This window comes from Achromobacter maghribensis (assembly GCF_057334215.1).
In genome coordinates this window covers 60,565-83,695 of record NZ_JBHFII010000039.1, presented here as the reverse complement: position 1 = coordinate 83,695, position 23,131 = coordinate 60,565, and the positions used below count along the sequence as shown (strand labels likewise).

19 protein-coding genes are annotated in these 23,131 nt (G+C 65.9%); 10 read left to right on the top strand and 9 right to left on the bottom strand.

The genetic code is table 11. The features are described from left to right. Positions 1 to 52 precede the first annotated feature (52 nt). Both ACE039_RS15985 and ACE039_RS15980 read left to right on the top strand, forming a co-directional pair. The gene (locus ACE039_RS15985; RefSeq protein WP_485822798.1) at positions 53 to 967 is read left to right on the top strand and encodes a pirin family protein; all 915 of its coding nucleotides are present in this window, start codon (positions 53 to 55) and stop codon (positions 965 to 967) included. A gap of 190 nt (positions 968 to 1,157) precedes the next feature. After that, entirely contained in the window at positions 1,158 to 3,374 is a 2,217-nt protein-coding gene (locus ACE039_RS15980; RefSeq protein WP_485822797.1) for a TonB-dependent receptor, read from the top strand. Positions 3,375 to 3,449: 75 nt separating this feature from the next. On the opposite strand, the gene ACE039_RS15975 is transcribed toward ACE039_RS15980, so the two are convergent. The 4 genes from ACE039_RS15975 to ACE039_RS15960 form a co-directional block, all read right to left on the bottom strand. Further along, positions 3,450 to 4,049: a transglycosylase SLT domain-containing protein gene (locus tag ACE039_RS15975; RefSeq protein WP_313465486.1), complete on the bottom strand. Its 600-nt coding sequence runs from the start codon at positions 4,047 to 4,049 to the stop codon at positions 3,450 to 3,452. A gap of 236 nt (positions 4,050 to 4,285) precedes the next feature. Then, a complete protein-coding gene (gene acnB / locus ACE039_RS15970) occupies positions 4,286 to 6,877 on the bottom strand; it encodes a bifunctional aconitate hydratase 2/2-methylisocitrate dehydratase (RefSeq protein WP_448711353.1) in 2,592 nt (863 codons plus the stop codon). Between the two features lie 223 nt (positions 6,878 to 7,100). Continuing rightward, the gene (locus tag ACE039_RS15965; RefSeq protein ID WP_485822796.1) at positions 7,101 to 8,015 is read right to left on the bottom strand and encodes an FxLYD domain-containing protein; all 915 of its coding nucleotides are present in this window, start codon (positions 8,013 to 8,015) and stop codon (positions 7,101 to 7,103) included. Continuing rightward, entirely contained in the window at positions 8,005 to 8,886 is an 882-nt protein-coding gene (locus tag ACE039_RS15960) for an FxLYD domain-containing protein (RefSeq protein WP_448711357.1), read from the bottom strand. The genes ACE039_RS15965 and ACE039_RS15960 overlap by 11 nt, the downstream gene beginning before the upstream one ends. 216 nt (positions 8,887 to 9,102) lie before the next feature. Here ACE039_RS15960 and ACE039_RS15955 point away from each other — a divergent pair, with 216 nt between their 5' ends. Next, positions 9,103 to 9,867 carry a TSUP family transporter gene (locus ACE039_RS15955; RefSeq protein WP_448711358.1) on the top strand — a complete coding sequence of 255 codons (765 nt, stop codon included), beginning with the start codon at positions 9,103 to 9,105 and terminating at the stop codon, positions 9,865 to 9,867. A 32-nt stretch (positions 9,868 to 9,899) separates the two neighbouring features. On the opposite strand, the gene ACE039_RS15950 is transcribed toward ACE039_RS15955, so the two are convergent. From ACE039_RS15950 to ACE039_RS15935, 4 genes are all read right to left on the bottom strand, one after another. Further along, positions 9,900 to 10,340: a CBS domain-containing protein gene (locus tag ACE039_RS15950; RefSeq protein WP_105556557.1), complete on the bottom strand. Its 441-nt coding sequence runs from the start codon at positions 10,338 to 10,340 to the stop codon at positions 9,900 to 9,902. Between the two features lie 90 nt (positions 10,341 to 10,430). Next, entirely contained in the window at positions 10,431 to 11,375 is a 945-nt protein-coding gene (locus ACE039_RS15945; protein WP_485822795.1) for a LysR family transcriptional regulator, read from the bottom strand. Between the two features lie 87 nt (positions 11,376 to 11,462). Then, complete coding sequence (locus tag ACE039_RS15940) at positions 11,463 to 12,461, bottom strand: acyl-CoA dehydrogenase family protein (RefSeq protein WP_448711360.1); 999 nt, start codon at positions 12,459 to 12,461, stop codon at positions 11,463 to 11,465. A gap of 11 nt (positions 12,462 to 12,472) precedes the next feature. Next, complete coding sequence (locus ACE039_RS15935; protein WP_485822794.1) at positions 12,473 to 13,621, bottom strand: acyl-CoA dehydrogenase family protein; 1,149 nt, start codon at positions 13,619 to 13,621, stop codon at positions 12,473 to 12,475. A 257-nt stretch (positions 13,622 to 13,878) separates the two neighbouring features. On the opposite strand from ACE039_RS15935, the gene ACE039_RS15930 reads away from it, so the two are divergent. From ACE039_RS15930 to bktB, 3 genes are all read left to right on the top strand, one after another. Next, positions 13,879 to 14,847 carry a Bug family tripartite tricarboxylate transporter substrate binding protein gene (locus ACE039_RS15930; RefSeq protein WP_485822793.1) on the top strand — a complete coding sequence of 323 codons (969 nt, stop codon included), beginning with the start codon at positions 13,879 to 13,881 and terminating at the stop codon, positions 14,845 to 14,847. Between the two features lie 21 nt (positions 14,848 to 14,868). Continuing rightward, positions 14,869 to 15,669, top strand: a complete 801-nt coding sequence (locus ACE039_RS15925) for a crotonase/enoyl-CoA hydratase family protein (protein ID WP_310029997.1) — start codon at positions 14,869 to 14,871, stop codon at positions 15,667 to 15,669. A 66-nt stretch (positions 15,670 to 15,735) separates the two neighbouring features. Beyond that, on the top strand, positions 15,736 to 16,917 hold the full coding sequence (gene bktB / locus ACE039_RS15920) for a beta-ketothiolase BktB (protein WP_485822792.1): 1,182 nt from the start codon (positions 15,736 to 15,738) through the stop codon (positions 16,915 to 16,917). Positions 16,918 to 16,968: 51 nt separating this feature from the next. Here the strand turns inward: bktB and ACE039_RS15915 are convergent, their stop codons facing one another. Further along, positions 16,969 to 17,763, bottom strand: a complete 795-nt coding sequence (locus ACE039_RS15915) for an IclR family transcriptional regulator (RefSeq protein ID WP_485822791.1) — start codon at positions 17,761 to 17,763, stop codon at positions 16,969 to 16,971. Positions 17,764 to 17,875: 112 nt separating this feature from the next. Between ACE039_RS15915 and ACE039_RS15910 the strand changes: the two genes are divergently transcribed. The 4 genes from ACE039_RS15910 to ACE039_RS15895 are packed head-to-tail and all read left to right on the top strand — an operon-like array spanning position 17,876 to position 22,973. After that, on the top strand, positions 17,876 to 18,679 hold the full coding sequence (locus ACE039_RS15910; protein WP_105556549.1) for an enoyl-CoA hydratase: 804 nt from the start codon (positions 17,876 to 17,878) through the stop codon (positions 18,677 to 18,679). After that, positions 18,676 to 20,760, top strand: coding sequence for an acetate--CoA ligase family protein (locus tag ACE039_RS15905; protein WP_485822790.1), 2,085 nt, complete (start codon positions 18,676 to 18,678; stop codon positions 20,758 to 20,760). Before ACE039_RS15910 ends, ACE039_RS15905 begins: the two co-directional genes overlap by 4 nt. Before the next feature lie 54 nt (positions 20,761 to 20,814). Continuing rightward, positions 20,815 to 21,783 carry a Bug family tripartite tricarboxylate transporter substrate binding protein gene (locus ACE039_RS15900; protein ID WP_313459541.1) on the top strand — a complete coding sequence of 323 codons (969 nt, stop codon included), beginning with the start codon at positions 20,815 to 20,817 and terminating at the stop codon, positions 21,781 to 21,783. A 5-nt stretch (positions 21,784 to 21,788) separates the two neighbouring features. Continuing rightward, positions 21,789 to 22,973, top strand: coding sequence for an acyl-CoA dehydrogenase family protein (locus ACE039_RS15895; RefSeq protein WP_485822789.1), 1,185 nt, complete (start codon positions 21,789 to 21,791; stop codon positions 22,971 to 22,973). Positions 22,974 to 23,131: the final 158 nt, after the last annotated feature.

The following is a 23,131-nucleotide window of genomic DNA, read 5'->3' as shown; positions in this document are numbered from 1 at the left end:
CCTTTCCGTGTGTGGCAGGCCCTAGCGTCACTCCCTCATCAGGCAGCATTTTTTGACTATCCATCTCAGCAACGTCGTCGCCGGCCAGCTCCAATCGGCGGGCGATGCCTGCACGCGGCGTCCGTTCCTGCACACCGATTTTTCCCATAGCCCGTCGCCTGTCGTCATGGTGGACCACTTCATCATGACCGAGGCGATGGTCGTGCCCCAGCCGCACGCGGGATCGTGCGCGGCCACGCTGTTGCTGGAAGACGCCAAAGGCGTCATGCAATGCCAGGACAGCGAAGGCAACGACCTCGCGGCACAGGCAGGCGACCTGCACTGGACCGTGGCGGGCGCAGGCATCTTGCAGACACAGCAGCCCGTGGGGCCGGCGCGCTTGAATGGCCTTCGCATCGTCCTGAATCTGCCGGACCGGCTTAAGTCACTGTCTCCGGCGGTCTCGCTGCTTCGCGCCTGGGAGATGCCGGTCATCCAGACGAGCGCCGGCCGCACCCGCGTCGTGGCGGGCAGCCACGGCGGCTGGCAGTCACCCCTTGCGACCCCCGAGGCCCTGATGATCCTGGACGGCTGGCTGCGCCCGGGAGCGACACAGCTGTTGCCGTTGCCGCCCGGCTGGAACGCCTGGGTCTACTCGGTGCAAGGGGACCTGGGCGTGCGCGCCCGGCATTGTCTGAGTGGGGCGCCGCCCTTGCCGAAGCGGCAAGAAGGGGATCCCGACTTCGCGGTACTGCATGCCGGCTCAGCGTTGGTGGCATCCGCGCCGTCGGCCGACGACGAAGGCGTGCTGCTGATGATGGCGGGGAAGGCGCCCGCCCATTACGTGCTGATCGCAGGTCCGACCGTGGATGAACCCGTGTTTCGGCACGGCACGGTCGTGATGGCCAGCCAGCGCGCCCTGACCCGTGCGCTGGCTGCCCATGAGGCTGGCGATTTCGGGAAAATGCGTCAGGATCAAGCGGCTTGACCCCGTAGGCTTGCCTGATTTCTGTTGCGTCCAAGCAACGGTTCGCGTTTCTAAAATAGGGACGGAATGAGAATGATTCTCTGTTTGATACCATTTCCGACGTAAGACCACAAGATTCCGTGCGTGACTCCATCGGGATTTTGCGTTTCTTTGCGCAACGACGCGCTTCTCTTGCCCCTCGTATCCCGATATGAAAATCAGAACTCTTGCCTGCATGGCCGCTACGCTGCCGTGCCTGGGCGTTGCCTACGGTCAAACCTCCCCCGAAACCCAACCCGCCGCCGCCAACGGCTCCGTCGTGTCGATGGAAGCCATCAAGGTCGAAGCCAGCGCCGATGCGTCGGCCGGCGGCCTTGCCGCCCCTTTCGCGGGCGGGCAGGTGGCCAGTGGTGGCCGTGTCGGCGTGCTGGGCACGCAAGATAACCTGAGCACGCCGTTCAGCATCACCAGCTATACGAACGAACTGATCCAGGACAAGCAGGCCCGCAGCGTGGGCGACGTGCTGCAGAACGACGCCGGCGTGCGCGTGGCGCGCGGCTTCGGCAACTTCCAGGAGTCGTACTTCATCCGCGGCTTTATCCTGAGTTCCGACGACGTGGCCTACAACGGCCTGTACAGTCTGTTGCCGCGCCAGTACATCGCCACCGAACTGTTCGAGCGCGTGGAAGTGCTGCGCGGCGCATCGGCGTTCCTGACGGGCGCCACGCCAAGCGGCGGCGGCATCGGCGGCGTGATCAACCTGGTGCCCAAGCGTGCACCGAACGAACCCTTGACCCGCGTCACCACGGGCATTGCAAGCGGCGGCCAGTTTCAGCTGTCGACCGACATCGCCCGCCGTTTCGGTCCTGACGACAGCACCGGCATCCGCCTGAACGCCGCGCAGCGCAGTGGCGATACCGGGATCGACGACGAACATTCGCGCACCAGCCTGGTGTCGCTGGGCCTTGATTGGCGCTCAGCCGATACGCGCCTGTCCGGCGACATCGGTTGGCAGGAAAACAAACTGAAGCGCGCGCGTCCGAACGTGACGATGGGCGCGGGCGTCACCAGTGTGCCCGACGCGCCGGACGCCAGCTCCAACTACGCGCAGCCGTGGTCGTATTCCAACGAACGCGATGTGTTCGGCACGTTGCGTGCCGAGCATGATTTCAGCGACAAGCTGACGGGCTGGGCGGCGTACGGCTTTCGCCGCAGCGATGAGGCGAACTCGCTGGGCAACGTGACGTTGACCAACGGCAGCACGGGCGCAGGCAATTTCTACCGCTTCGACAACACCCGCGAGGACAGCGTCAACACGGGTGAACTGGGTCTGCGCGCCAAAGTGCGCACGGGACCGGTGGGCCACGAGTTCGTTGTGTCGGCATCTTTCTTCGACCTGAAGAAGAAAAATGCCTACATCATGGATTACGCGAACACGTTTGCGACCAACATCTACGACCCCGTGTCCTACGACAAGTCTGCCTTTAGCGCCGGCGCGTTGCGTGGCAACGATATCGACAACCCGGCGCTGCAAGGGCGCACGCGGATGAGCAGCTACGCCTTCGGCGATACGATGTCGTTCCTGGACGACAAGGTGCTGCTGACCCTGGGCATCCGGCATCAGCGTCTGTCCCAACGGGACTACGCCTACAACACCGGCAAGGAAAACGGCGCCTATGACGCCAGCCACAATTCGCCCGCGGCCGGCATCGTCTTCAAGGTGGCGCCCAGCGTTTCGCTTTACGCGAACTACATCGAGGCGCTCGTCGCAGGACCGACCGCGCCGGCCAATGCGAACGGCAAGCCCGTGCCTAACGTCGGCCAGAGCCTGCAGCCATACGTTTCCAAGCAGAAGGAAATCGGCGTGAAGTACGAAGGCGATGGCCTGGGCGCCGGATTGGCGCTCTTCTCCACCGACAAGCCGCGCGCCATGTACAACGCCAACAACGAGCTGACCACCTCGGGCAAGGACCGCCATCAGGGCGCGGAACTGACCGTCTACGGCGAACCGATCAAGAGTGTGCGCGTGCTGGGCGGCTTGACGTGGCTGGATGCCGAACAGCGCTCGACCGGCACGGCTTCGCTGGACGGCAACCGCGTGATCGGTGTGCCGCGCTTCCAGGCCAACATGGGCGTGGAATGGGACATCCCTGGCGTGCAGGGCCTGGCCGTGGACGGCCGCGTCGTCTACACCGGTTCGTCCTACGCGAACGATGCCAACACCCTCAAGGTGCCGGGCTGGACCCGTTTCGATGCCGGCCTGCGCTACATGACGGACATCGACGGCCACGTCCTGACCTTGCGCGCTCGCGTCGAGAACATCGCCAACCGCAACTACTGGTCGTCGGTGGGCGGATACCCCGGCAACGGCTACCTGGTCCTGGGCGGCCCGCGCACGTTCCTGCTGTCGGCCAGCATGGATTTCTGATCCCGTCCGGCTGATAAGCGGCATGATGAAAAACCCCGGCCTGGCGCCGGGGTTTTTGCTGGGAACGACCCGGTCCTACCAGAACCATCCCCCCCTGGTCAGGTCGGCCTCGCAGCTCTTGTATTGCGACGTGAACTTGTCCGCGCGAGCCTGCACTTTCTGCGATACCGTCTTCAGCCATGCCTTGCGGTCGAAGCTACGGTTGCGGTAGCCGGTCCAACCTTCGTGGTAGTTCAGGTACTGGCCGTAGGCGTCCCACTTGGACACGCCATTGATGCGCTGCGACTTGCTCATGTACCAGCCCATGAAATCCAGCGCGTCCGCGAAGTCGTCGCGGCTTGCACCCCAGCCACCGGCGTCGTTCTTATAGTCGGCCCAGGTCTCGTCCTTGGCCTGCGCATAGCCGTAGGCCGAACTGACGCGGCCCCAGGGAATAATGCCCAGGAAGTAGTAGCGGGGCGGCACGGCGTCCTGCTTGAACGAGGACTCCTGGTACATCATGGCCATCGGCACCGGGACCGGGGCGCCCCATTTCTTCTGTACTTTCAGGGCGGCGTCGTGCCAGTCTGGTTTTTCACGGAAGATCGCGCAAATGTTCTCGGGGTTGGATGGTGGCGCCGTGGCGCAACCGGCAAGCGCCAGCAGTAGCAGGGGCGGCAGCAAAAGCCGGGTCATTGGCAGGCGTCCTCCAGAAAAGGGCACGGGCGGCAAGCCGCGCGGGTTAGGGGCGAAGTGTCACAAGGTAGCGCGATTGTATGAAAACGTATCGCCGAAAAAGTTCCGTCCCCGAAATTTATGAAAACGCGCGAGGCCGCCAAGCCGCCGAAACCCGCCGTCCCGCCCAAAGAAAACGGCCCCGGATTGCTCCGGGGCCGTCATGCAGGCAACAAGGCCTGGCTGGCGATTAAGGCTTAGACCTCGATCACGTCCGCCACGTCCTTGTAGTCGGCGATCTTGTCGAAGTTCAGGTACTGATAGATCTGGTCGCCGCTCTTGTTGATGACGCCCATATCGGTCATGTACTCGTCCTTGGTCGGAATCCGGCCCAGCTTCGAGCAGATGGCGGCCAGTTCGGCCGAACCCAGGTACACGTTCGTGTTCTTGCCCAGGCGGTTCGGGAAGTTGCGAGTGCTGGTCGACATCACGGTCGCGCCTTCGCGCACTTGTGCCTGGTTACCCATGCACAGCGAGCAGCCCGGCATTTCGGTGCGTGCGCCGGCCGTGCCGAAGACGCCGTAGTGGCCTTCTTCAGTCAGCTGCGTGGCGTCCATCTTGGTCGGCGGGGCCACCCACAGCTTGACCGGGATATCGCGCTTGCCTTCCAGCAGCTTGGACGCCGCGCGGAAGTGGCCGATGTTGGTCATGCAGCTGCCGATGAACACTTCGTCGATCTTGGCGCCGGCGACTTCCGACAGCGTCTTGACGTCGTCCGGGTCGTTCGGGCAGGCCACGATGGGCTCGTGCACGTCGGCCAGGTCGATGTCGATGACGGCGGCGTATTCGGCGTCGGCGTCCGGAGCCAGCAACTGGGGATCAGCCAGCCAGGCTTCCATGGCCTTGATGCGGCGGCCCAGTGTGCGCTCGTCTTCGTAGCCGTTGGCGATCATCCACTTCAACATCACGATATTGCTGTTGATGTATTCGATGATCGGTTCCTTGTTCAGGTGCACCGAGCAACCAGCGGCCGAACGTTCAGCCGAAGCGTCCGACAGTTCGAAGGCTTGTTCGACCTTCAGGTCGGGCAGGCCTTCGATTTCGAGGATGCGGCCCGAGAAAATGTTCTTCTTGCCTTGCTTGGCAACCGTCAGCAAGCCTTGCTTGATGGCGTACAGCGGGATGGCGTTGACCAGGTCGCGCAGGGTGACGCCAGGCTGCAGCTTGCCCTTGAAACGGACCAGCACCGATTCCGGCATGTCCAGGGGCATCACGCCCGTGGCGGCGGCAAAGGCGACCAGGCCCGAACCGGCGGGGAACGAGATGCCGATGGGGAAGCGGGTGTGCGAGTCGCCGCCGGTGCCGACGGTGTCGGGCAACAGCATGCGGTTCAGCCACGAGTGGATCACGCCATCGCCCGGGCGCAGCGAGATGCCGCCGCGGGTGCTGATGAATTCCGGCAGCGTGTGGTGCGTCTTGACGTCCACGGGCTTGGGATAGGCGGCGGTGTGGCAGAACGACTGCATCACCAGGTCGGCCGAGAAGCCCAGGCAAGCCAGGTCTTTCAGTTCATCGCGCGTCATCGGGCCGGTGGTGTCCTGGCTGCCGACCGAGGTCATCTTCGGTTCGCAGTAGGTGCCCGGGCGGATGCCCGTGCCTTCCGGCAGGCCGCAGGCGCGGCCGACCATCTTCTGGGCCAGCGTATAACCGCGGCCGGTATCGACCGGATTCTTGGGCAGGCGGAACAGCGTCGACGGCGCCAGGCCCAGCGCTTCACGCGCCTTGCTGGTCAGGCCACGGCCGATGATCAACGGAATGCGGCCACCGGCACGCACTTCGTCGAACAGCACGTCGGACTTCACTTCGAATTCGGCGATGACTTCGCCGTTCTTCAACGCCTTGCCATCGTAGGGGCGCAGTTCGACCACGTCGCCCATTTCCATCTTCGACACGTCGAGTTCGATCGGCAGGGCGCCGGCGTCTTCCATCGTGTTGTAGAAAATCGGGGCGATCTTGTTGCCCAGGCAGACGCCGCCAAAGCGCTTGTTCGGCACAAACGGGATGTCTTCGCCCGTGAACCACAGCACCGAGTTGGTGGCCGACTTGCGCGACGAACCCGTACCGACCACGTCGCCCACGTAGGCGACCAGGTGGCCCTTTTCCTTCAGCGATTCAATGAACTTGACCGGGCCGCGCTTGCCGTCTTCTTCCGGTTCGAACGCGGCGCCGTCGCGCTTGTTCTTCAGCATCGCCAGGGCGTGCATCGGGATGTCGGGGCGGGTCGTGGCGTCGGGCGCCGGCGACAGGTCGTCGGTGTTGGTTTCGCCAGGCACCTTGAAGACGGTGATGGTCAGGCTTTCCGGCAGTTCCGGACGGCTGGTGAACCATTCGGCGTCGGCCCAGCTTTGCAGCACGGACTTGGCGTTGGCGTTGCCGCGGTCAGCCTTTTCCTTCACGTCGTGGAAGGCGTCGAACATCAACAGGGTCTTTTTCAGCGCATCGGCGGCGATGGTGCCGATTTCCGCGTCATCCAGCAGATCGACCAGCGGGCCAATGTTGTAGCCGCCGAGCATCGTGCCCAGCAGTTGCGTCGCCTTGGCACGGCTGATCAGCGCACAAGCTTCCTTGCCCAGCGCCACGGCGGCCAGGTAGGACGCCTTGACCTTGGCGGCATCGTCCACGCCGGCCGGCACACGGAAGGTCAGCAGTTCGACCAGGTTCTGCTCCTCGCCAGCGGGCGGGTTCTTCAGCAGTTCGATCAGTTCAGCGGTTTGTTTAGCCGTAAGGGGCAGCGGGGGAATCCCCAGAGCCGCGCGTTCGGCAACGTGTTGGCGGTAGTTATCCAGCATGTGAGGCCTGCTCAAAGTCGGGTTGGAAGAAGGGTTGTTGACGGAATTGTAGAGGGAAGACGGGGAGGCAAGCAAATGTCTTATATCTTATATAAGACTTGGGTTGATAGCTGTTGCTTACGAGAGACGGCGGGCCGTGGCTCTGCGCGGGGCAGGCAAGCAAAAGGCGGCCTTGCGAGCCGCCTTTCCGCAGGGTGCGCCCCGAGGGCGGCGAGGTACCGGCCTAGCGCGCGGTGGCGTCGTAGACCAGGCCCACCCGGGCAAAATTGCCGCCATGTTGCTTGACCTGGACCTCGAACGGGACGCTTTCCCCCGGCTTCAACTTGGGCAGCCGCAGTTCCTTGAACGTAGCGCCGGACACCTGGTCCTGCGCGTCGTACAGGGTGATCCAGACGCGCACGCCGTCGACCTCCGCCTGGTCGTCATTGCGTACCCGGCCGTGGACGGTGACGTATTTGTAACGGTAGCGGTAGGTGAAATTGAGGGTGCCGGTGCCGACGTTGGCTTCGGTGTTCTCGACGGAGACAGCCAGCTTCGGTCGCGGGCCGGGCAGGGCGGCGCGCTTGGCGGGCAACCAGTCCGGCTTGATCTCGGTCACGCGTTCATAGCGGCCGCCGGGCAGCGCCACCGTCACCCGCTCCCCCGGATACAGGTGGGTCGGCAGCGGCCAGTCCTGGCGCACGTCCACCGCACGCGACCCATCGAACACGGCGATCTTCACCCGTGGCGACAAGGCGACGTAACGGTCGCTGGTGTTGACGACTTCGGTATACAGGACAGGGCGCTCGATCTCGTCCATCAGCCGACGCGGCGCCGACAGGCTGAATGCCTTGGGGTCGAACAGGGCGAAATCCGGGTCCAGCAGCTCTTCGGTGGTCAAACGGACCTGGTCGATGACCCGGATATTGGCCGGGCTGACCCGTACGATGCGGCTGGCGGGCCCCACTTCTTTAGGCGGGGCTTCTTTGGCCGGGGGCGTGGCTTGCGGCGGCGCTTTCTGGGCGAACTTCTGCGCGGCCCAGGGGCCCAGCGCGGTGTGCTTGTACAGGGCGAAACCGATCGCCGCCAGGATGATCAGCGCCAGCCCGGCCTTGGCTGGCCAGGAGAGGGGTTTGCCTTCGAGGCGGTCAGCTTTCACTTTGCACCATGTAATCGTAGGACGCGACGTTGCCGTCGCCGAGCATTTCGCAGCGCGCGTCGAACGACGTCAACGCGCCTGGCGCCAGCGGGCTGGCGGTGGCGTAACCGATGCCGGTGCCGATCATCGCGCCGTCGTCGCCGTACAGAATGACGGTGATCTGAGTGCTGTTGGCCTCCGTCGCGCCCTGGTTCTTCAGCAGGCCAACCAGCCGGTATGCTCCGTCGTTGCGCACCAACTGCACCTTGCTGGACACGACATCATTGGTCTTGCCGCGCGCGGGCGACGGCGTGGCGACCTCCAGCGCGTAGCGGCTATAGGCCTTGTCCGGCACCGAGATCAGCACGGGGGCATATTCGCCGGGCTGCAAGGTGTGCGTCGACGGCGAGACCATCGACGACGACAGCGTCATTTCGCCCTGAAAGAACGTGGCGTTCACGCGGGGCGTGTCGATCTTCTTGCCGGTCTCGTTGCGCATCAGCATGACCAGTTGCTTGCGGCCGCGCACCTGCGTTTCGCGCACATCGGTCAGCTTGACCAATGAGGCGTCGATCGGCGGCTCCTGAACCAGGCGCGGCGGCGGCGAGGAACGGCCAGGACTCAATAGAGCGGCCACCAGGGGGATGGCGATCACTGCCGCCACCGCCAGCCCGATGGCCGCAAGGGCGTTGGGCTTGACCTGCGGTTGCTGAGGCGGTTGCATGCCTCGCAGGATCTTCTCCAGCCGCTGGGCGACATCGTCCTCTACCAGCGTCAAGGCGTGGCAGTGGTTGCATCGGTATTCGTTGGAGGCCAATTTGGTGAACTGAGCACTGCCGCACGTGGAGCAGGTCAGGGTCACGGTATTGATCGTGGTCTGTTTGGGCGTCATTCAGGCAAGGGCTTACCGGCTAGGACTGACAGGGCGGCAAGGATAGCGGCTGTGCGCGGCAGGCAGGTTCGGGGACGCTTCCATTTGTGACAAGATATGTGGTCGCGCGGCCCGTTGCAGCGACGGGGAGGGCGGTACCCCGGTGATATCATCGCCGCCTTGGACAGCCCCCGCGCCGCGTACGCCATGCGTGCCGCTGCCCCCGAAATCCGACGCATGAGCCTTACCCAACACCTACTTTTCCTGGCCTGCGTGGCGCTTGCCACGTATGCCCAGACCATGACCGGCTTTGCATTCGGGCTGGTACTGCTGGGTCTGTCCGGCGTGTTTCAGTTGGCGTCGGTGTCTGAAGTGGCAAACGTGGTCAGCGTGTTGTCGCTGGTGAACGCCGCCGTGACCCTGGCGCGGGCCAAGCCGCAAGTGAACTGGTCGCTGATGGGCCCGGCCATGATCGCCAGCCTGGTCGGCGTCGGCGTGGGCGTGGCCGTGCTGACCTGGATCAGCGGGTCGACGACCGTGTTTTTGCAATTGCTGTTGGGCGTCACGATCCTGGCTTGCGCGGTGTTGCTGGTGGCGCGCGCCAAGCCGCTGGAGCGGCTGTCGTCCAAGGCGTCTTTCGTGTTTTTCGGCGGGATATCGGGCGTGCTGGGCGGCTTGTTTTCAAGCGCGGGGCCGCCGATGGTCTATCACTTGTACCGCCAGCCCCTGCCGCTGGCATCCATCCGCAACAGCCTGCTGGTGCTGTTTTCGCTGAACGCCGTGGTGCGCCTGGGCCTGGTGACCGGGCAGGGGGCGTTCATGGCGTCATCGTTCTGGCTCAGCGTGCAGGCGTTTCCAGTCGTGATCGGCGTGACGTGGGTGGCGCGCCGCTATGGCACGGTGGGTTCGATGAAAACCATCAAGCGCATGGTGTTCGTGCTGTTGCTGGCCGCTGGCTTGGGGCTGATCGTGCCGGCGGCGCGGATCCTGGCGGCGGGCTAGCCCGCGCCTGCCAGGTCCGTGGTCCAGGAGGCTCAGGCGTGGCCGCCGCTGATGTAGCGTTCCAGTTCGTGGATGATGAACTTCTGTTCGCTCATGACGTCCTTGACCAGGTCGCCAATGGACAGCAGGCCAATCAGCTTTTCATTGTCGATGACCGGAAGATGGCGAAAGTGCCGTTCCGTCATCATGGCCATACAGTGTTCTCGCGTATCGCCAGGGCCCACGTAATAGACCGAGTCCGTCATGATGTCGCGCACCTTCGTGCTTCGCGACGAGCGATCCTGCAAGACCACCTTGCGGGCGTAGTCGCGCTCGGACAGCATGCCCAGCACGGTATCGCCCTGGACCACGACGACCGCGCCGATACTGCGTTCGGCCATGGTCTTGATGGCGTCGTACACCGATGAGTCCGGTGAAACCGTCACGACGGAGGGGTTCGGCTTTTCCCTGAGAATCTCAGCAACTGTCTTCACGATGTGCTCCCGAATCGCTGGCAAGGTTCAAACTTGGGCCGCGCCGCCACCCCAGCCCCGCAGGGCGCCAAGGCACGACCATGCTCCATCCTAAGCCTGCCGGCCACCTTGCCGCAAGCGCGGCACCGGATATTTGGCAGGCTTGTCGCGGAATGCCTGGCTGGCCATCTCGCGCAGGTTGCGCGCCGCGCTGCGTTCCGTGTCGGGATTCCACGCCAGCGAAATGCCGATGGAGGCATCGGCGGGAAAGTCGGCCAGCGATTTATAGACGACATTGGGCCCCGGATGGCGTCGGCTGCCGGCGGGCACCAGCGCCACGCCCAATCCGCTTTCAACCAGGCTGAGCAGCGTCTGCACCTGTACCGCTTCCTGAGTGATGCGGGGCGTGAATCCGCGCAATTGGCAAGCGTTGATGGCCGCCATGCGCAATCCGGCCGCCTCGGTGGCCGTGTACATGATGAATGCCTCGTCCGCCAGGTCGGTCAGCCGGATGCTGCCGCGCCGTGCCAGCCGGTGCCCCTTGGGCACGGCAAGCGCGAAGTTTTCAGTGGTCAGCGGGGCCAGGCGCACGTTCGACCCCATGGCCACCGGCACGCGCACGATGCCGACCTCCAGTGTGTCTTCCGCCAGATCCTGCATGATGCGGATCGACGTTGCTTCGCGCAGCACGACGGTCACGCCGGGATAGCGCTGTCGGAACAGGGGCAGGATGCGCGGCAGGATGCCGTGCGTGGCCGACCCGACGAAACCGATGCGCACGGTGCCGCCTTCGCCCGCCGCGCCGGCGCGCGCCGCCAGCTTGAACTTCTCGGCATGGAACAGCGCGCGGCGCGCTTCGTCCAGGGCGGCCAAGCCGGCTTCGGTCAGTTGCACGCCCTGGCGTCCGCGCACGAACAGCGGTACGCCCACCATGTCTTCAAGCTTGCGGATCGAGACCGATAGCGGAGGCTGCGACATATGCAGCTTTTCCGCCGCGCGGTGGAAGTTCAGCGTCTCGGCAAGGACCAGGAACTGCTGTAGATGGCGGAAATCCATGAGGGCGGCCCGGGGTGTTGGTTGCCCTGGATGATACGGCGCGCGTATCGGCGGCGGCATCCGTGCTATCCCTTCGGTATCAGCGCGTCATGCCGCCCCGCACAACGCCGTGCGCAGATACGTCAGCGCGTCTGCGCCACTGCCCAGCGCGTGGGCGCCGATGCGCTCGTGCCAATGCGATTCCGATCCGCCCGCCAGCCGCCACTCGCGCAGGCGCCGGGTGTACAACTGCAAATCGTATTCCGCGGTGATGCCGATGGCGCCATGCACCGCGTGAGCGATATCCGCGACCATCGGCGCGGCCTGGCTGGCGCGCGCCTTGCCCATGGCGGCCAGCATCGCTTGCGGCAATCCGCCATGGCCCTGGAACGCCAGCTGCGCCGCCATGCGCGCGGCCCAGACCTGCTCGGCCATCACACTGATCTGTTGCTGCACGGCCTGGAAGCGGCCGATGGGTTTGCCGAACTGCGCGCGCGTGTTGGCGTAATCCAGCGTCAGCGTCAGGACCCGTTCCATGGCGCCAGCCATGAGACCGGCATAGGCGGTGGCCGCAAGCTCGTCCAGCGGGCTGCCGTTGCCCAGGCATTGCGCGTCCGCCAACGCCCACCACGCATCGCCGTCAAGACTGCCATGCACGCCGTTCGGCTGCGCGTGGCCGGCGGATGTTGCCAACAGCCACACCTGTCCGTTGATCTGCGCCAGGATGTGGTCGGCGGCGCGGATCCAGGGAACGCTGGCGCCCGTCACCCGCTTGCCCTGGATCGCGAGGCCGTGCGGGGCGAGGGCGATCGAACCCGCTGGCCGGGGCCGTCCCAGACGGGCAAGCCAGGCGCGGGCCAACATGGTGTGGGCGATCGGATACGGGCAAAGATGACGGCCGGCCGCCAGCACCACCGGCAATGCCTCGGGAAGGTCCAATCCGGCACCGCCCAGCGTTTCAGGCACCAGCGCGTCGGCGAAGCCGGCGTCTTCGCAGGCCTGCCAGGCCGGGGCGGCCGGCTGGCCTTGCTCGATGCCACGCATCACCGCGGGCGTGCAGGTTTGCGCGAACAGGCGTTCGGCGGCGTCGCCAAGCAGAGAGTCCATGGGGGTCGTCCTTATCGAAGTCCAAGGCCACGGGCGATGATGCCGCGCAAGATCTCGCGCGTGCCGCCGCGCAAGGAAAACGTGGGGCCCACCTGTTCCAGGTACGCCAGCGTGCGCAGCAGCGGCAACGGCGGTGGCACCTCGGGACGGCGGCCCAGCGCATCGCCGATCAGGCGGGGAATGAGCTGTTCCAGTTCCGTGCCCAGGTCTTTGACCAGCGCGGCCTCCGTCGCCGGGCTGGCGCCGGCCGCCAGTTTGCCCGCCACCGCCAGCGACATGGCGCGCAGCACCGCCATCTGCGACAGGATGCTGCCCAGCGTGGCGCGACTGCTGGCGTCGTCGGACAGCGTGCGGCAATGCGTCAGCCAGCACTCCAGGAGCGCAATGCTGGAATAAAGGCGCTCGGGGCCGCTGCGTTCGAACGCCAGTTCGGCATTCACTTGGGCCCAGCCTGCGCCCGCTTCGCCGATCAGCGCATCGGCGGGCAGCTCGACGTTGTCGAAGAAAACTTCCGAGAAATGGGCATCGCCCGCCAGGTCTTCGATGGGGCGGATGGATACGCCCGGCAGCGACAGGTCCACGATCAGCTGGGACAATCCCTGGTGGCGGTCATCGGCCGTGCCGGACGTGCGCACCAGCGCGATCATGTAGTGCGAGCGGTGCGCATTGGTGGTCCAGATCTTGCTGCCGTTCAAACGCCAGCCGCCACCCGACGGTTCAGCGCGGCTGCGGATGCTGGCCAGGTCGGAGCCGGATCCCGGCTCGCTCATGCCGATGCAGAAGAATGCCTCGGCGCGGCAGATCCGGGGCAGGTAGAACGCCTGCTGAGCCGTCGTGCCGTACTTGTGGATCAACGGTGCGCTCTGGCGGTCGGCGATCCAGTGCGCCGACACCGGCGCGCCCGCGCCCAGCAGTTCTTCCGACAGCACGAAGCGTGCGAAGTGGCCGCGCGCCGCCCCGCCGACCTCGCGCGGCAGGGTCAGGCCCAGCCAGCCTCGTTCGGCCAACTGGCGGCTGAACCCCGCGTCGAAACCCATCCATGAGCGCGCGCGTTCGTCGGGTTCCAGCCCGTCCAGCGTATCGGCCAGGAAGGCGCGCACCTCGGCGCGCAAGGCCTCATCCTCGGGCGGGATGGCGGTAAGTTCCAGCGTATCAATCATGGGCGCTCCGAAGCGAACGGGCGCCCCGCAGCGGGGCGTCCACGGCCACTATCAGGCCGCGCGCTGACAGCCGTCCAATATTATTTATTTGATATTTGATACGAATCTCATATCGGCAGCCGGCCGCCGACTGATACGAGGTTGGTATCGCTTGCTCAAAAACTAATATTAGACGTCACCTGTCCGTATGCCTACGCTGCTTGCTGCGCCGTGCCGCGTCCAACGCGCTCGGCGACGACAACAACAGGAGACAAGCAATGAACAAGCTGATGCGCCTATTGGCGCTGGCGGGCGCCGCATGGCTGGCGCTGCCCGCGGCATCCGCCCAGGCCGCTTACCCCGACAAGCCCATCCGGTTGATTGTGTCGTTTCCGCCGGGCAGCGGCACGGACAGCAATGCACGCTATGTCGCAAAGAAAATGGAAGAAAAGCTTGGCGTGGCCGTGACGGTGGAAAACCGGCCGGGCGGCAACAGTTTCATCGCGGCGCAGGCCGTCGCCGTGGCCCCACCCGACGGCTACACACTGTTGCTGGCCAGCAATTCGCCCGTGGCGACCAATGCGGCGATGTTCAAACACTTGCCCTATGACCCGGTCAATGACTTCGCGCCCGTGGCGCGTCTGGGTTACGGCGCAATGGCGCTGGTGGTCAAGGCCGATGCGCCCTACAAGACGGTGGCGGATCTGGTGAACGCGGCGCGCCAGCGGCCGGGAGAACTGAATTTCGGCAGCGGCAGCGCGTCCTATCAAATCGCTACCGAGTTGTTTCTGGCCATGGGCGGCATCAAGGCCAACCACGTGCCGTATCGCGGCGCGGCCCCCGCGTTGACGGATCTTGCGGGCGGGCAGGTGGATTTCGTGTTCGCCGATTATGGCGCCGTCATCCCCTTCGTGCAGAGCGGCCGCATGCGTCTGCTGGCGGTTACGGGGGATGCGCGGCTAAAGAGCGCACCTGATACGCCGACGTTGCAGGAATCGGGATTTCCAGGCTATTACATGGTGAACTGGACCGCGGCGTTCGCGCCGGCCCGCACGCCGGCTGCCGTCATCGATAAGCTGGCTGGCGTGCTGCTGGACATATACCGCACGGCGGACGCCGCCGAGTTCCTGGCGCGCACGAACTGGGAAGTGTTTCCCGTCGGGCCGAAGGAACTTGGTGTGTTCCAGCGCGACGAAATCCGCAAATGGGACGAGGCTGCCCAGCGTGCCGGCATCCCGAAACAATAACGCGCAAACCAGGAGAAAGACATGACGGAACTCGTGCATTACGAGCAGAGCCCGGAGGGCATCGTGACGCTGACGCTGGACGATCCGGCCACGCGCAACGCGTTGACGGGCAGCGGCATCGTGGATCAGTTGCTGGCCGCGTTCGCGCGGATCGAACGGGATCCGGCGGTGCGCGTGCTGATCCTGACGGCGGCGGGCAATGTGTTTTCGTCGGGCGGCAACATCAACGACATGCAGCGGCAGATTGGCCCCGAGGTCGGCAGCGCCGCCTTGCGCCAGGAATACCGCCACGGCATCCAGCGCCTGCCGTTGGCCCTGCATGCGCTGGAAGTGCCTACGATCGCCGCCGTCAACGGCCCCGCCGTCGGCGCGGGCTGCGACCTTGCCTGCATGTGTGATGTGCGCATCGCCGCGGAAGGGGCGACCTTCGCGGAAAGTTTCGTCAAACTGGGGATCGTTCCCGGGGATGGCGGCGCGTGGTTCCTGCCACGGCTGATCGGGTCGGCGCGGGCGGCCGAGATGTCGTTCACCGGCGACGCCATCGATGCGGGGACCGCGCGCGAATGGGGGCTTGTGTCGCGCGTCGTGCCGGCCGTCGAGTTGCTGTCCGCGGCGCGGGCGCTGGCCGCGCGCATGGCGGCGAATTCGCCCGACGCCGTGCGGCTGACCAAGCGCCTGCTGCGCGAAAGCCAGCATGTGCGGCTGGATACCTTGCTGGAGCTGTCGGCGGCGTATCAGGCGCTGGCGCACAAGACGCCGGCGCATGCCGAGGCGGTGGATGCCTTCATCGCGCAGCGGGCCGCGCGCAAGCCCCGCGCCTGACGCCCGGGACATTCCGGGGCCGGCGGGCCGGCGGTATGATGGAACGCATTACAAGGAGGAAACACCATGAATGAAGTCATCGTCGCTTCGGCCGTCCGCACCGCCATCGGCGACTTCGGGGGCGCGCTGAAAGACGTGCCGCCGTGCGACCTGGGCGCCACCGTCATCCGCGCCGCGCTGGAGCGCGCCGGCGTCAAGGGCGACGAGGTCGGCCATGTTGCGGTCGGCCACGTCATCAATACCGAACCGCGCGACATGTACCTGTCGCGCGTGGCCGCCATGAACGCCGGCATCGCCAAGGAAACGCCCGCCTTCAACGTCAATCGCCTGTGCGGTTCCGGCCTGCAGGCCATCGTGTCGGCGGCGCAGACCATCTTGCTGGGCGACACCGAGATCGCGATCGGCGCCGGCGCCGAAAGCATGAGCCGCGCACCCTACATCGTGCCGTCGCAGCGCTGGGGCGCCCGCATGGGCGACAGCGTCATGCTGGACATGATGACCGGCGCATTGTCGGATCCGTTCGGCCGCATGCACATGGGCGTCACGGCCGAGAACGTGGCCGCTAAATATGGCATCAGCCGCCAGGACCAGGACGCGCTGGCCGCCGAATCGCATCGCCGCGCGGCAGCCGCCATCGACGCCGGGTATTTCCGCGACCAGATCGTGCCGGTGGTGCAGAAGACGCGCAAGGGCGAAGTCGTGTTCGACACCGACGAGCACGTGCGCCGCGATGTCTCCGCCGCCACCATGGCCACGCTCAAGCCGGTTTTCCAGAAAGAGAACGGCACCGTCACGGCGGGCAATGCCTCGGGCCTGAACGACGGCGCGGGCGCCGTGGTGCTGATGAACGCCTCGGTGGCCGCCAAGCGCGGCATCAAGCCCTTGGCCCGTCTGGTGGCTTACGCCCATGCGGGTGTCGATCCCGACATCATGGGGATCGGCCCGGTGCCGGCCACGCAGGCGGCGCTCAAGCGCGCCGGCCTGACCGTGGACCAGTTGGACGTCATTGAAGCCAACGAAGCCTTCGCCGCGCAGGCTTGCGCCGTGTCGCGCGAACTGAAGCTGGACCCGGCCAAGGTCAACCCGAACGGCAGCGGCATCGGCCTGGGGCACCCCATCGGCGCCACCGGCGCGATCATCACCGTCAAGGCGCTGCATGAACTGCAGCGCGTGGGCGGCCGCTATGCGCTGGTGACGATGTGCATTGGCGGGGGCCAAGGCATCGCCGCCATTTTCGAGCGCGTTTAACGCGGTTTGCAAGTTCGGTCCGGGCCGCTTTGCCCGGACCGCGTTCCGTCGTCAGCGGCGGAACGTGCCGCCGGAGGCGTGGCCCAGGTAGTCCTGGCCCCACGCCAGGCATTCGGCGCGCAGCAGCGCGCCCATCTGCACGCGGCGGGGGCCATCCAGCCGGCTGCTGATCGCCCCGAAGCTGAACGCCACCCAGGTCAGTTCCGACACTGGAAACGCCACCCCCACGCCCGACACGCCCGGTGTGATCGTGTCCACGATCTCGGAATACCCGGCTGCGCGCGTCTGCTTCACGGCCTTCATCAGGGCGCCGCTGGTGACGCCGATCTGCGCGTAGCTGGCCGCGTGGCGGGCGTATAGCGCTGCGATGTCCTCGTCCGGCAGGCTGGCCATCAGCGCCAACCCGCCCGCGCCAACCCCCAGCAGCCGGCGTTCGCCCTGGTCGATGGTGAACACCTTCACGGGGAACGACCCGGCTTCCCGCAACAGGCACAGAGCGTAGTCGCCCTGGCGGATCACCAGGAAAACGGTGTCGCCGGACAGGCGCGCGAGCTTTTGCGCGAACGGCCGCAACGCGTCCAGCAAGGGCGTGCGGCGCAGGGCGGCAAACCCCAGCTGCATGGAGTCCACGCCAAGGCGGTAGCGCCGGTTGCCGTGGTCGCGTTCGGCGAACTGTTCCTCTAGCAGGCAACTCAGCAGGCGGTGCGCGGTGGAGCGTTCCAGCCCGGTGGCGTTCATCACGCCCTGCAGGTCGATGCCGTCTTCCTGGTGCTGCGCCAGCACACGCAGCAAGCCCAAGGCGCGGCGCATGCTTTGGGTGCCCCCTGTGGCGGTTGGTTTGTTCATATAGTGGGAAAAGTTTATTGAATATTTTGTATTCTAGGATTCTCGGTGCGTTAATTCAATCCAGTCGATCCGCGCCGGTGTCGAGCGTGGACATAGCAAAGACGAGGAGACTATGGAATACGCCACCCTGGCCGTCGAACGGCTTGACTCGATATGCCGCATCAGCCTGGCGCGCGAATCCGCGCGCAATGCGCAAAGCCAACAGATGCTGGACGAACTGGACGACGCCCTGACGCGCGCCGAGCAAGACGATTCCGTGCGAGTGGTCGTGCTGGCCGGTCGCGGCGCGCATTTCTCGGCCGGGCACGACTTGAAAGAAGCGCAGGCCAAGCGCGCCGACTTCACGGTGGAAGAGCGCTGGGACTACGAGTCGCGCCGCTACTACGGCTATTGCCTGCGCATCTGGGACTTTCCGAAGCCGACCGTCGCGCAAGTGCAAGGCGCCTGCGTCGCCGGCGGATTCATGATCGCCAACATGTGCGATCTGGTGGTGTGTGCCGACACGGCGTATTTTTCGGATCCGGTGGGCCACACCCTGGCGGCCGCCGCGACCGAGGTGCTGATCCACCCGTGGGTGATGGGCCTGCGCAAAGCCAAGGAAATGCTCTACACCGGCGAAAAGGTCGACGCAGCGGAAGCGCTACGCATCGGCATGGTCAACCGCGTCGTGCCCGAGGCCGAACTGGATGAGGCGACGCTGGCGCTGGCGCGGCGGATCGCCCAGGCGCCGCCGTTCGGCCTGCGCTTGATCAAACGGTCGCTGAACCGCACCGCGGATGCCCAGGGGTTCCGCACGGCGTTGTCGGCGCACTTCGATACGCATCAGCTATCGCATCTGAGCGAAGAATTTCAGGCGGTACGCGAGCGTGGGCTGGCCCAGGCCATCCAGCGCAACAAGAAGGGCGAAACGGCATGAGGACGGCCCTGGATTGCCTGCTGAACCCCCGGTCCATCGCCATGATCGGCGCCAGCACGAACGCCGGGCGCATTGGTGGCATGCCGTTGGAACTCTTGACCCGCTTTGGCTACGCCGGCGGCATCTACCCCGTGAACCCGAAGTACCAGGAAGTGTTCGGCAAACGCTGTTGGCCCGATATCGAGGCGGTGCCCGAACCGGTGGATCTGGCGGTGCTGGCGATTGCCGCCGCCGAGGTTACGTCCATGCTGCGCCGCTGCCACGCCCGGGGCGTGCGCGCCGCCATTGTGTACGCCGCCGGGTTTGCCGAGGCAGGTGCCGATGGCGCGCGCCTGCAGGAGGAGCTGGAAGCGTTCGTGGCCGAAAGCGGCATGGCCGTGGCGGGCCCGAATTGCATGGGCTTCGCCAACCTGAACACGCAGGCGCATACCGCGTTTGCCTCGGTCTTCAAGACCGCGCCGGCGCAAACCGGGCCGGGCGTCGTCAGCCTGCTGACGCAAAGCGGCAACGTCTGCGCGGCCGTGTACGCCATCGCGCGCAGGCTGGACCTGCCTTTTTCGCACTTCATCAACACCGGCAATGAAGCGTGCCTGGATTTTTCACAATACCTGGAATACCTGGCCGCCGATCCGCAGACGGAAATCGTCCTGGGCTATATCGAGCAACTGCGCGACGGCGGCCGTTTCGCGCGCGCCTGCCGCGAGCTTGAGCGCCAGGGCAAGCTGCTGATCGCGCTGAAGGCGGGCAGCACGGACAAGGGCGCGCAAGCCGTGCGGTCGCACACGTCCGCGTTGGCCGGCGATCGGCGCGTGTACGCTGCCGCCTTCCGGCAGTTGAACGTCATCGAGGCCACGGACTTCGCGCAGATGGCGCATCTGGCCAGCCTGGCGACGCTGCGCCACCGCAGCGCGGGCAAGCGGGTGGCCGTGTTGACGATGTCGGGCGCGCTGGGCGCGATCCTGGCCGACAAGTTCATCGGCGCGGGACTGGACCTGCCCGATCTGCCCGATTCCTTGCAAGCCGTGTTGCGCGGCGGCATTCCCGATTACGGCATGGTTGGCAATCCCGTGGACGTGACCGGCAATGTGGTCAATGATCCCGACTTCGTGCGCACGGTGCTCCAGGCGCTGGCGACGACCGACGCGATCGACGCGGTGGTGGTCTACGCCCCGGGCTACATGCTGGACCGCATGGCGGATGCGCTGGCCGAGGCCTCGCGCCAGCATCCGCGCCTGTTCGTCGCGATCGATACCGGCCTGGCGCAAAGCAGGGCAGCGTTACGCGACGCCGAGGTGGCCGTATTTGAAGACCTGGGCCAGGCCGTTTCCGCCCTGGCGCCGTATCTGCTGTGGTGCGACGCGCGCGCCGCCAAGCGCATTGCGCCGATGCCGCGCCTGGACGCGACGCCCGTGCCGGCGCTGCCCTGCAACGAAGTCGACGCGCGTGCCTACCTGGCGGCCTTCGGACTGCCGCAGGCGCGGGCGCATGCCGCGCGCGACGCCGGCGAGGCGATGGCCGATGCGCGCGCGGCGGGGTACCCCGTGGCGCTGAAGATCCTTAGCGCCAACATCGCGCACAAGACGGAAGCCGGCGGCGTGGTGTTGGGGCTGGCCGACGACGCGGCGGTGCAGGCCGCTTGCGGCCAGGTGATCCACGCCGCCAGGCAAGCGCAACCCGATGCGCGCATCGACGGCGTGATGGTGCAGAAGATGGAGCGCGGGGTGGCCGAAATCATCGTGGGTGCGACGCGCGATCCGGTATTCGGCCCTGTCCTGACGGTGGGCCTGGGCGGCGTGCTGACCGAGCTCTACCAGGACACCAGCCATCGCCTGCTGCCCGTCGACGAAGACATCGCCTTGCAGATGTTGCGGGAGCTTAAGGCGTTTCCGCTTCTGGACGGCTACCGCGGCAAGCCTCGCGCAGATCTGGCGGCGGCGTGCCGCAGCATCGTGGCCGTTGGCAACGCCTTGCTTGCGGCGCCCGCGGACGTGGCGGAAATTGAAGTCAATCCATTGCTGATCAAAGAGGCAGGACAAGGCGTCGCGGTATTGGACGCGTTGATCCTGCCCGCAACCCCGTAGCGCGCACCCGCAATCACGCGACCGCGCGCCGCGTATCCCCAGGAGGAGACAAGCATGATGAAGAGACTATTGGCCGGCGTTGCGCTGGCCTGCATCGGCGTCGCGAACCCGGCGCTTGCCCAGGATGCGTTTCCCAGCCGGCCCGTGCGTATCGTGGTGCCGTTTTCGCCCGGCGGCGCGGCGGACATCATGAGCCGGCTGCTGGCCGAGCGCCTGACCGCGAAGCTGGGACAGCCCGTGATCGTCGAGAACAAGCCCGGCGGCGGGACGATGATTGCGTCGGACTACGTGTCGCGCGCGGAACCGGACGGCTACACCCTGCTGATGGCGGCGTCCTCGCTGGGCATCGCGCCAAGCATCTACGCCAAGGTCAACTACGACCCCATCAAGGACTTCGCGCCGGTCAGCCAGGTGGCGTCTGTCGTGCATGTGCTGGAGGTGCATCCGTCGATCCCCGCCAAGAACGTGGGTGAACTGATCGCCTATCTGAAAGCCAATCCGGGCAAGGTCAGCTACGGGTCGGTCGGCACCGGCAGTTCAACGCACCTGGAAGCCGAACTCTTCAACAGCATGGCGGGTGTGCAGATGGCGCACATCCCGTACAAGGGCAGCGCACCCGCGCTGAACGACCTGGTGGCCGGCCGCATCCAGGTGATGTTCGACGCGTGGGCCTCGTCGGGGCCCTTCGTCAAGGATGGCAAGTTGCGCGCGCTGGCCGTGACCACGACGCGTCCGTCGGCGTCCGTGCCGGACCTGCCGACGGTGGCGGCGTCTGGCTTGCCGGGCTATTCGGCGATGCCGTGGCTGGGACTGGTGGCGCCGGCGCGCACGCCGCAGCCGGTGATCGACAAGCTCTACCAGAACCTCGCGCAGATTCTCCAGCAACCCGATGTGAAGGCGCAGTTCGTGGGGCTGGGGCTGGACATCATCGGCAGTGATCCCAAGACGTTCTCGGCGTTCATCCGGCAAGACGTGACCACCTGGGCCAAGGTGGCGCGCGATTCCAACATTCGCCTGGAGTAGTACGCATGAGCCGATGGGAGAACGCGGCGCAGGATGACGCCGCCTTTCGCCAGCAACTGCGGGAGTGGCTGGCCTCGGCCTACGCTGGCTTCGTCCGGCAGTGGCCGGGCGGGGCCGCCCCGCGCGATCTGGATTTCAGGCGCGCCTGGGAAGACACCCTGTGTGCGAATGGATGGTCTGGCCTGGGCTGGCCCGAAGCATATGGCGGGAAAAACCTGCCGTTGTCGCGGCAGGCCGTGTTCCACGAAGAGCACGCCCGCTGCGGCGCGCCGCTGGGCGTGAACCTGATCGGCCACGGCATTCTGGCGCCGACGTTGCTGCACTTCGGCACCGAGGCGCAGAAACGCCGATTTCTGCCTGGCATCCTGGCCAACCGCGAGGTTTGGTGCCAGGGCTATTCGGAACCGGGCGCGGGCTCCGACCTGGCGTCGGTGCGCACCCGCGCCGAACCCGCGGCGGGCGGCTATCGGCTGAACGGCCACAAGATCTGGACGTCGTTCGCCGACCGGGCGCAGTGGTGCTTCGTACTGGCGCGCACCGATTCGCAGGCGCCCAAGCACCGCGGCCTGAGCTTTTTGCTGGTGGACATGGGCAGCCCTGGCGTGCGGGTCGAGCCCATCCGGCAGATCACGGGCGAAGCGGAATTCTGCGAGGTGTTCTTCGAAGACGTCTTCGTGCCGCAGGACCTGCTGCTGGGCGAGCCGAACCAAGGCTGGAAAGTGGCGATGGCCGCGGCCAGTTTCGAACGCGGCACCTACTTCATCCCGCGCCTGGTGCGTTTTGCGCAGGAACTTGACGTGGTGCGCCACCTGGCGCTGCGCCCCGACGCATACGGGCACGTGCCGGCCTCATCGGCCGCCGTGCGGCATAAATGGGCGCGGTTGGCGGCCGACAGTCATGTGCTGGCGCTGAAGTCGCAGCGCGCACTGGCCGGCGCCATGCGGGGCGACCCGCCCGGCCCCGAAGGATCATCCACCAAGATTCACTGGAGCGAAGCGCACCAGCGCCTGCTTGAACTGTCGATGCAATTGCTGGGTGAAACGGCTTGCCTGCCCGAAGGCGCCGACGCGCAAGCAGCGGCGCTCACGCATGCCTATCTGTGGTCGCGCGCGGAAACCATCCTGGCCGGCACGTCCGAGATTCAGCGCAACATCATCGCCGAACAGATGCTGAGCCTGCCCAGGGGCTGACGCCCGATGGCCCGGCCGACCGCATCGTTGCCTCTTCATTGATTTCGATCCCTATGACTCTGCCTTTGACCGAAGACCAGCGCATGCTGCAAGACGCGGCCCAGCGCTTCCTGGCTGAACGCCATCCTTCTTCAGCGGCGCGCGGCGCGGGGTTGCGG